Source organism: Cereibacter sediminicola (genome assembly GCF_007668225.1).
Lineage (GTDB): Bacteria > Pseudomonadota > Alphaproteobacteria > Rhodobacterales > Rhodobacteraceae > Cereibacter_A > Cereibacter_A azotoformans.
The window spans coordinates 1-7,206 of record NZ_VDEK01000066.1 but is presented as its reverse complement, the minus strand read 5'-3'; the positions used below and the strand labels follow the sequence as shown (position 1 = coordinate 7,206).

8 protein-coding genes are annotated in these 7,206 nt (G+C 69.4%); 6 read left to right on the top strand and 2 right to left on the bottom strand.

Annotated elements, in window-relative coordinates; translation table 11 throughout:
- The first annotated feature begins 58 nt into the window (after window positions 1-58).
- The gene (locus FG154_RS19885) at window positions 59-496 is read left to right on the top strand and encodes a hypothetical protein (RefSeq protein ID WP_145111749.1); all 438 of its coding nucleotides are present in this window, start codon (window positions 59-61) and stop codon (window positions 494-496) included.
- A 68-nt stretch (window positions 497-564) separates the two neighbouring features.
- Window positions 565-738, top strand: a complete 174-nt coding sequence (locus tag FG154_RS19880; RefSeq protein ID WP_425456868.1) for a DUF7697 family protein — start codon at window positions 565-567, stop codon at window positions 736-738.
- Here the strand turns inward: FG154_RS19880 and FG154_RS19875 are convergent.
- Both FG154_RS19875 and FG154_RS19870 read right to left on the bottom strand, forming a co-directional pair.
- Window positions 728-1,108 carry a type II toxin-antitoxin system VapC family toxin gene (locus tag FG154_RS19875; protein WP_145111744.1) on the bottom strand — a complete coding sequence of 127 codons (381 nt, stop codon included), beginning with the start codon at window positions 1,106-1,108 and terminating at the stop codon, window positions 728-730. The two genes, FG154_RS19880 and FG154_RS19875, sit on opposite strands and share 11 nt — an antisense overlap.
- Entirely contained in the window at window positions 1,108-1,320 is a 213-nt protein-coding gene (locus FG154_RS19870; RefSeq protein WP_036179405.1) for an AbrB/MazE/SpoVT family DNA-binding domain-containing protein, read from the bottom strand. Before FG154_RS19870 ends, FG154_RS19875 begins: the two co-directional genes overlap by 1 nt.
- 70 nt (window positions 1,321-1,390) lie before the next feature.
- Here FG154_RS19870 and FG154_RS19865 point away from each other — a divergent pair, with 70 nt between their 5' ends.
- From FG154_RS19865 to FG154_RS19850, 4 genes are all read left to right on the top strand, one after another.
- Entirely contained in the window at window positions 1,391-4,921 is a 3,531-nt protein-coding gene (locus tag FG154_RS19865; RefSeq protein ID WP_145111741.1) for a baseplate multidomain protein megatron, read from the top strand.
- Between the two features lie 9 nt (window positions 4,922-4,930).
- The gene (locus FG154_RS19860; RefSeq protein WP_145111738.1) at window positions 4,931-6,007 is read left to right on the top strand and encodes a DUF2793 domain-containing protein; all 1,077 of its coding nucleotides are present in this window, start codon (window positions 4,931-4,933) and stop codon (window positions 6,005-6,007) included.
- Window positions 6,008-6,026: 19 nt separating this feature from the next.
- Window positions 6,027-6,314: a DUF6127 family protein gene (locus FG154_RS19855; RefSeq protein WP_145111734.1), complete on the top strand. Its 288-nt coding sequence runs from the start codon at window positions 6,027-6,029 to the stop codon at window positions 6,312-6,314.
- 73 nt (window positions 6,315-6,387) lie between these two features.
- Window positions 6,388-7,062, top strand: coding sequence for a YcbK family protein (locus FG154_RS19850; RefSeq protein ID WP_145111731.1), 675 nt, complete (start codon window positions 6,388-6,390; stop codon window positions 7,060-7,062).
- Window positions 7,063-7,206: the final 144 nt, after the last annotated feature.

Here is a 7,206-nt window from a genome sequence, read left to right as displayed (position 1 = left end):
GATCCGGGACGACCGGAAATGGGCCGAAATCAACCCTTGATCAAAACGGATACTACTGATGCTGACGCTCGACCTGACGAATGCCCCGCGCTGGCATGACCTCGCGCCCGGCGTCCGTGTGCAGCTGCGACCGCTGACCACCGCCCTGATGGTGGCGGCGCGCAGCGATCCGGCCCTGGAAGCTGTTCCAGAAGATACCTCCGACGAGGAACGCGCCGTCGCCTTCGCCAAGGCTCTCGCGCGCCGCGCCGTGCTCGGCTGGGAGGGCATCGGCGATGTGGACGGAAAGCCCATCGTGCCCAGCCCCGAGGCCATCGACGCGCTGCTCGACGTCTGGCCGATCTTCGAGGCGTTCCAGCTGACCTACGTTTCCAAGGGTCTGCTGCTAGAACAGGAAAAAAACGCCTCCGCGCTCTCGCCGAGTGGTCCTTCGGCGGGGGCGACCGCTACTGCCAAGCCTGCGCGAAAGCCTGCCCGGACTGCCCGGCGCGGCTGAACCGTCCGGAGACTCCGGAGGGTTGGCAGGTCTGGGACCTTGTCGGCCGCCTCGGCGGTCAGCTGCGCGTGTTGCCCGGCGCGGTGATCGGCTGGGACCTGTCCGCCGCGCTCGCGCTCGGTAATGCCCTCGGCGTGCCGCCGCTCGCCATGGCCGAACTGCTGCCCGTCATCGAAGCGGTGATGGTGCGGAAGCTGAACGAGGAGCTGGCGGCAAATGGCGCCCCGGGTTTCAGGCCTTGATCTTCTCGATCAGGGTGACGCCGGGCAGTCCCTGGAAATGTGCGTCGCAGGTCAGGAGCGTCGCGCCCTGTGCGCGGGCGGTTGCGAAGATGATCGCGTCGGCGGTGGCGAGCTTGTGCTCGCGGCAGGCTTCCGCGGCCGCCAGCGCGATCTCGGTGTCGAGCGGGACGACGTGGCAGACCTGCGTGAAAGCGATGACCTGATCGGCCTTGTCCTCGCCGACCTCGCGCGTCAGCCATTTCGCCAGCTCGAGCTGAACCATGGTCGGGACAAGCCACTCGGCCTGTTCGGGCAACTGCCCGGACAGCTTCTCGCCGGTCGGCGAGCCGATGAGCCACTCGATCCACGCCGACGTGTCGACGAGGATCATCAGAACCGATCCGTCCGGTCGCGATAATCGGTGGCGGACGCGCCGCGCGCGAGCCCCTTCAGCGCCTCCCGCTTGGGCACCGGCACCAGCAGGACGCCCGTGCCTTTCGGGATGAAGGCAAAGGTCAGCCCGGCCTCCCAGTGCTGGGCGGCCCGGATCGCCTTGGGGATCGAGATCTGGAACTTCGAGGACAGGGTCGCGGTCTCGGCCATGGTCATACCTTCACTTGATCGATGGCATAAACGTAAGACGCCTATACGGCGAAAGCAAGGAGTCTGACCGATGGCCGAGAAACGCGTCAGCGTCCGCCTTGCTGCTGTCGGCGGGCGACAGGTGCGGGCCGAGCTGGAAGGTGTCGGCGAAGCCGGTTCGCGAGGCTTTGGACGGCTAAGCCGCGAAATGGAGGCGGCGAACGCCCGACTCGCGGCCTTCTCGCGGCGGGTCCGCGTGGCCGCTGCTGCTGCGGTGGCTGCGGCCACGGCAGCCGGTGTCGCCATGGTCCGCTCCGGCCTGCAGACGGTCGATGCGCAGGCCAAGCTGGCGCAGTCGCTGGGCACGACCGTCGCCTCGATCCAGACGCTCGAGCGTGCGGGCGAGTTGGCTGGCGTGTCGATGTCCGGCATCGAACAGGCGACCAAGGACCTGACCCGCCGTCTCAGCCAGGCGGCGGCCGGGACCGGTCCCGCCGCCGACGCGCTCGACCGGCTTGGCCTTTCCGCCACCGACCTGATTGCGCTGCCGCTGGATCAGCGCGTGGGTGCGATCAACGCCGCCATCGAGAGCTTCGTGCCCGCCGCCGAACGCGCGGCTGTTGCGGGCCAGCTCTTCGGCGAGGAAGGCTCCATCGCCATGTCGCGGATCGACACCGCGACGCTGCGCCAGGCGACGGAGGACGTGCTTGCCTTCGGGGTCGTCGTCTCCGAACAGGATGCCGACCAGATCGAGCGGACGAACGACGCCATCTCTCGGCTCGGCCTGATCTGGCGCGGCCTGTCGAACCAGATGGCGGTTACCGCCGCACCGGCGCTGGAAGCTGTCGCGGATGCCATGGCGGCGGTCGCCAGCCGCACCGGTCCGCTCGGCATCGCGATCCGCGGTCTCTTCGACAACATCGGCCGCCTGACCACCTATGCCGCCACCTTCGCAGCCTTCCTTGCGGGCCGCTGGGTGGCGGGAATGGCTGCCGCGGCGCTCTCCGTGCGCGGCCTCGCCACCGCTCTGGTCGTCCTGCGCGGGGCGTTGATCCGCACCGGCATCGGGGCGCTGGTCGTCGGCGCGGGCGAGCTCGTCTACCAGTTCACCCGGCTTGTCTCCGGCGTGGGGGGCTTTGGCGACCTCCTCGGCGATGTGCGCTCGATCCTCGGGTCCGGTACGAAGATCGGCTACGCCGCCGACTGGAGCGAGTATTTCGGACATCAGCCCAGCGACGGCAGTGGCGACGTGTTCTTCCACCTCGATCCGCTCTGGGCCGATCCGGAGATCGATTTCGTCGGGATCGACAATTACATGCCGCTCTCCGACTGGCGGGACGGCTTCGAGCACGCCGACGCGGCCGAGGGCTGGCCCGCGATCTACGACCGGGCCTACCTGCAGGGGAACATCGCGGGCGGCGAAGGCTTCGACTGGTTCTATGCCAGCGCAGCCGACCGCTCCGCGCAGGTCCGTACCCAGATCACGGATGGCGCGGCCGCCAAGCCGTGGGTCTTCCGCTACAAGGATCTGCGCGCCTGGTGGTCGAACCCGCATTACAACCGGCCGGGCGGGGTGGAGAGCGGAACGCCGACGGCGTGGATGCCGCAGTCCAAGCCGATCTGGTTCACCGAGCTCGGCTGTCCCGCCATCGACCGGGGCACGAACCAGCCGAACGTATTCTTCGATCCGAAGTCGTCCGAGAGCTTCACGCCGCATTTCTCGCGGGGATGGCGCGATGACGCGATCCAGCGGGCGTATCTCGAGGCGACCTATCTCTGGTGGGGCGAGGCTGCGAACAACCCGGTGTCCTCGGTCTATGGCGGCCGGATGGTGCGCGTCCCCGAATGCGCCGCCTGGACCTGGGACGCGCGGCCGTACCCATTCTTTCCGGCGCTGACCGACGTCTGGACTGACGGCGCGAACTGGCGGCTCGGCCACTGGCTGACCGGTCGGCTCGGCGCGGTGTCGCTGGCGGCCCTCGTGCGGCACCTCTGCCTGCGCGCCGAGATGCCCGAGTCGAGGATCGACGTCTCCGGCCTCTGGGGCGCGGTCGAGGGCTACGCCATCACCGCGCTCGAAAGCCCGCGCGCCTCGATCACGACGCTGGCGCGGCATTTCGGCTTCGATGCGGTGGAGGCCGAGGGGGTGATCCGGTTCGTCATGCGCGGCCGGGCCTCCGTTGCCACCCTTGCGCCCGAGGATCTGGTCGCCGGTCGTGAAGGCGACGTACTGGAACTGACGCGGGGCCAGGAGACCGAACTGCCGCAGGCGCTGAAGTGGCAGGTCGCCCGTGCCGACGAGGATTACGATGCCGCCCTCGTCGAGGCGCGGCGCATCACGGTGGACACGACGCGCATCGCCTCGGAGTCCTTCCCGATGGCGGTGCCGCCCGAGGAGGCCGAACGCCGCTGCCGCCGCGCGCTGATGGAGGCGTGGGTGGGGCGTGAGACGGCGGCGTTCCGTCTGCCGCCCTCGCGGCTCGCGCTCGATCCGGCCGACGCGATCCGGCTCGCGCATGACGGGCGGCTGGTCGATCTGCGGCTCGTCTCCATCGCCGACGCCGAGGCGCGCGGCATCGAGGCGGTCCGCCAGGACCGCGCGACCTACGACCTGCCGCCCGGCGATCCGCGCGCGGCGTCGCTGACGCGCGCCGTGGTGTTCGGCGCGCCGGATGCGGTGCTGATGGACCTGCCGCAGCTGACCGAGGACCAGCCCGCGCACCGGCCGCTGGTCGCGGCACACGCCGTGCCCTGGCCGGGCGAGATGGCGGTGTTCCGCAGCCCCGCGACCGATGGCTTCGAGCAGCTGACGACGCTTGGCAGCCGCGCCCGGATCGGGACTCTGGTCTCCGACTTCTTTGCGGGACCGACGTCGCGCTTCGATCTCGGCAATGCGCTGGTGGTCGATCTGCTGATCGGCGCGCTGGAAAGCGTCACCGACCTGACGCTGTTTGGCGGAGCGACCGCGCTGGCTATCGAGCGCGCGCCCGGCGTCTGGGAGATCGTCCAGGCGGGTGCGGCCGAGCTGCTCGCGCCCGGCCGCTACCGGCTGACCCGCTTGCTGCGCGGTCAGCGCGGGACCGAGGGTGCCATGGGCAATCCGGCCCCTGCAGGCGCGCGGGTCGTCGCGCTGGACACCGCGCTTTCGTCACTACCCATCGCCAAGGCCGATCTCGGGCTGCCGTGGAACTGGCGCATCGGCCCGGCGAGCCGTCCGGTCAGCGACGAGACCTATGTGGCGCAGGCCTTCACGCCCGAAGGCGTCGGACTGCGACCCTTCTCTGTCGCCCATGTCGAGCAGCCGTGGCGTCGCCCACGCATGCCCGGCGATCTGACGATCCGCTGGACGCGCCGGTCCCGCGCGCTGGCGGCCGACAGCTGGGGCGGGCTTGAGGTGCCGCTGGCCGAGGAGCTCGAAGCCTACGAGGTCGAGATCCTCCACGGTGCCACGGTGAAGCGCGTCCTGAGCACGGCCACCACCAGCGCCGTCTACACCGCCGCCCAGCAGACCGCCGATTGGGGCGCGCCGCTCGCCCCTGGCGACACGCTCGACATCCGCATCTTCCAGCTCTCCGCCCTCGTCGGGCGGGGCGCGCCGAAAACCGTCACCCTCACGTTCTGAGGCCATCCCATGTCCGACGCCACGACCCATCTCCTGCTGCCCTACATCCTCGCGGCGCAGGCCCAGAAGCATGTCACCCACAACGAGGCGCTGCGGATCCTCGACGGGCTCGTCCAGCTATCGGTGCTCGACCGGGACCTGACCGCGCCGCCTGGTTCGCCCGCCGATGGCGACCGCTACATCGTCGGCTCCGGCGCGACGGGCGACTGGGCGGGCTGGGACCTGAACGTGGCGCTCTGGACGGACGGCGCGTGGCTGCGTCTGCCGCCGCGGACAGGCTGGCGGGCTTGGGTCGAGGACGAGGGCCTGCTGCTGGTCTATGACGGCGCGGAGTGGGTCGGCACCACGCCCGCGGCGCTGCAGAACATGGCGCTGCTAGGGTTGGGCACGACGGCAGATGCGTCGAACCCGTTCTCGGCCAAGCTGAACGCGGCACTCTGGACCGCGAAGACCGTCGCCGAGGGTGGCACCGGCGATCTCTTCTACACCATGAACAAGGAGGCTGCGGGCGACGACCTCGGGCTGACGCTGCAGACCGGCTTTGCAACCAAGGCGCTGGTCGGCCTCTTCGGGTCGGACCGCTTCCGGCTGGCAGTCTCGGCCGATGGCAGCACCTTCTTCGACGGGCTGAGCGTCGACAACGCCACCGGCATCGTCGATCAGCCCCGGCTGCCGCGGTTCAAGGCGTACACCAACTACGACAACTACGTGGGCGTTGGGACCTGGACGAAGATCGGCCTGAACAACACCGACTACAACGATCAGGGGGCCTTCGATGCCGCGAACAACCACTTCGTGGCGCCTGTCGACGGCACCTATCTCTTCGGCGCGACGCTGCTCTACAAGATCAACGCCAGCACCACGGCGCGCATGCGCGGGCGGCTCGTGCTGAATGGCACGACCGAAATCAGAGGCTCTCTCGGCGAAATCTCCGCCACCCACGTCTCGCTCGCCACCGCGATCTGGCTGCAGACCATGGTGCCGCTCACCGCGGGCGATACCGTCGAACTGCAGGGGTATTTCCGGGTCGCGGACGGCTACTTCGCGGCCGACCACACGTCCTTCTGGGGCTGCAAGATCGGCTGAGCGGCGGAAGGAGGACCCGATGAACCCACCCCGATCCGAGGGCTTCGTGCGCATGCCCGACGCCGAGTTCGAGGCGATCCTGACCCGGGCGGCCGAGGAAGGCGCGAAGCGCGCGCTCGCCAATGTCGGCCTCGACGGCGACGAAGCCGCGCTCGACATCCGCGATCTGCGCTCCCTGGTGGATTGCATCCGTCTGGTGCGGCGCACCGCCATGCAGACTGCCGTCCGCATGATCACCACCGGCGTCATGCTGGCGCTGCTCGCCGGCATCGCCATCAAGCTCAAGATCTTCGGCGGCAGCCCGTAGCCGCGCCCCATCCTCATTCATCAGCCCACCATGACCCGCCCTTGAGGCGGGTTTTTTGTTTTCGGAGGATCTCATGACCACGACGTTCCACCGCCATTGGCGCGACGTGCCCGAGAGCACCTGGCGCTGGCCGAACTTTAGCCCGGCCGAGATCGCCTGCCGGGGCACCGGCAAGTTGTTGATCAACGAGCCTGCGCTCGACAGGCTGCAGGCGCTGCGCGACCGGCTGGGCAAGCCGCTGATCGTCCGCTCGGCCTATCGCAGCCCTGAGCACAACCGTGCTGTCGGCGGCGCGACCCGGTCGAAACACCTCGACGGCGCCGCCTTCGATATCGCCATGGCGAACCACGACCCCGTGGCCTTCGAGGCGGCGGCACGGGAGGTTGGGTTCCTCGGCTTCGGCTTCTATCCCCGCTCGGGGTTCATGCATGTCGATCTCGGACCCGCGCGTCAGTGGGGCGAGCGGTTCCCGGCCCGGGCGACTGCCTTCGCGGCGGAGACGCCGCCCGCGCGCGAGGTGCTCGCCGACAGCCGCACCATGAAGGGGGGTGGCGCGGCCGGAGTTGCGACACTGGGCGCGGCAAGCGTCGAGGTGGCCCAGCAGGTGCTGGCGGATACGCAAAGCGCGATCCTGCCGCTGGTCCCGTATCTCGATACGCTCCGCTGGGTGTTCATCGCCGTGGCGCTCGGCGGGATCGCGGTCACGATCTACGCCCGCCTCGATGACTGGAAACGAGGACAGCGATGATCGCCGCGCTCCTGACCGGTTTCGCCGCCAGCCCGTGCATGCGGGTGGCGCTACGCTACTGCGCCGTCGTGCTCGCCGTGATCCTGTTCCGTAAGCTGACGCCGAGGGCCGTCTGGACTTCCCGGCTTTTCTCATCTGCCATGA

Excerpts from the sequence above, each read along its gene's own strand:
- FG154_RS19885 (WP_145111749.1), top strand. The coding sequence starts at position 59 with ATGCTGACGCTCGACCTGACGAATGCCCCGCGCTGGCATGACCTCGCG.
- FG154_RS19875 (WP_145111744.1), bottom strand. The coding sequence starts at position 1,108 with ATGATCCTCGTCGACACGTCGGCGTGGATCGAGTGGCTCATCGGCTCG.
- FG154_RS19870 (WP_036179405.1), bottom strand. The coding sequence starts at position 1,320 with ATGGCCGAGACCGCGACCCTGTCCTCGAAGTTCCAGATCTCGATCCCC.
- FG154_RS19865 (WP_145111741.1), top strand. The coding sequence starts at position 1,391 with ATGGCCGAGAAACGCGTCAGCGTCCGCCTTGCTGCTGTCGGCGGGCGA.
- FG154_RS19860 (WP_145111738.1), top strand. The coding sequence starts at position 4,931 with ATGTCCGACGCCACGACCCATCTCCTGCTGCCCTACATCCTCGCGGCG.
- FG154_RS19855 (WP_145111734.1), top strand. The coding sequence starts at position 6,027 with ATGAACCCACCCCGATCCGAGGGCTTCGTGCGCATGCCCGACGCCGAG.
- FG154_RS19850 (WP_145111731.1), top strand. The coding sequence starts at position 6,388 with ATGACCACGACGTTCCACCGCCATTGGCGCGACGTGCCCGAGAGCACC.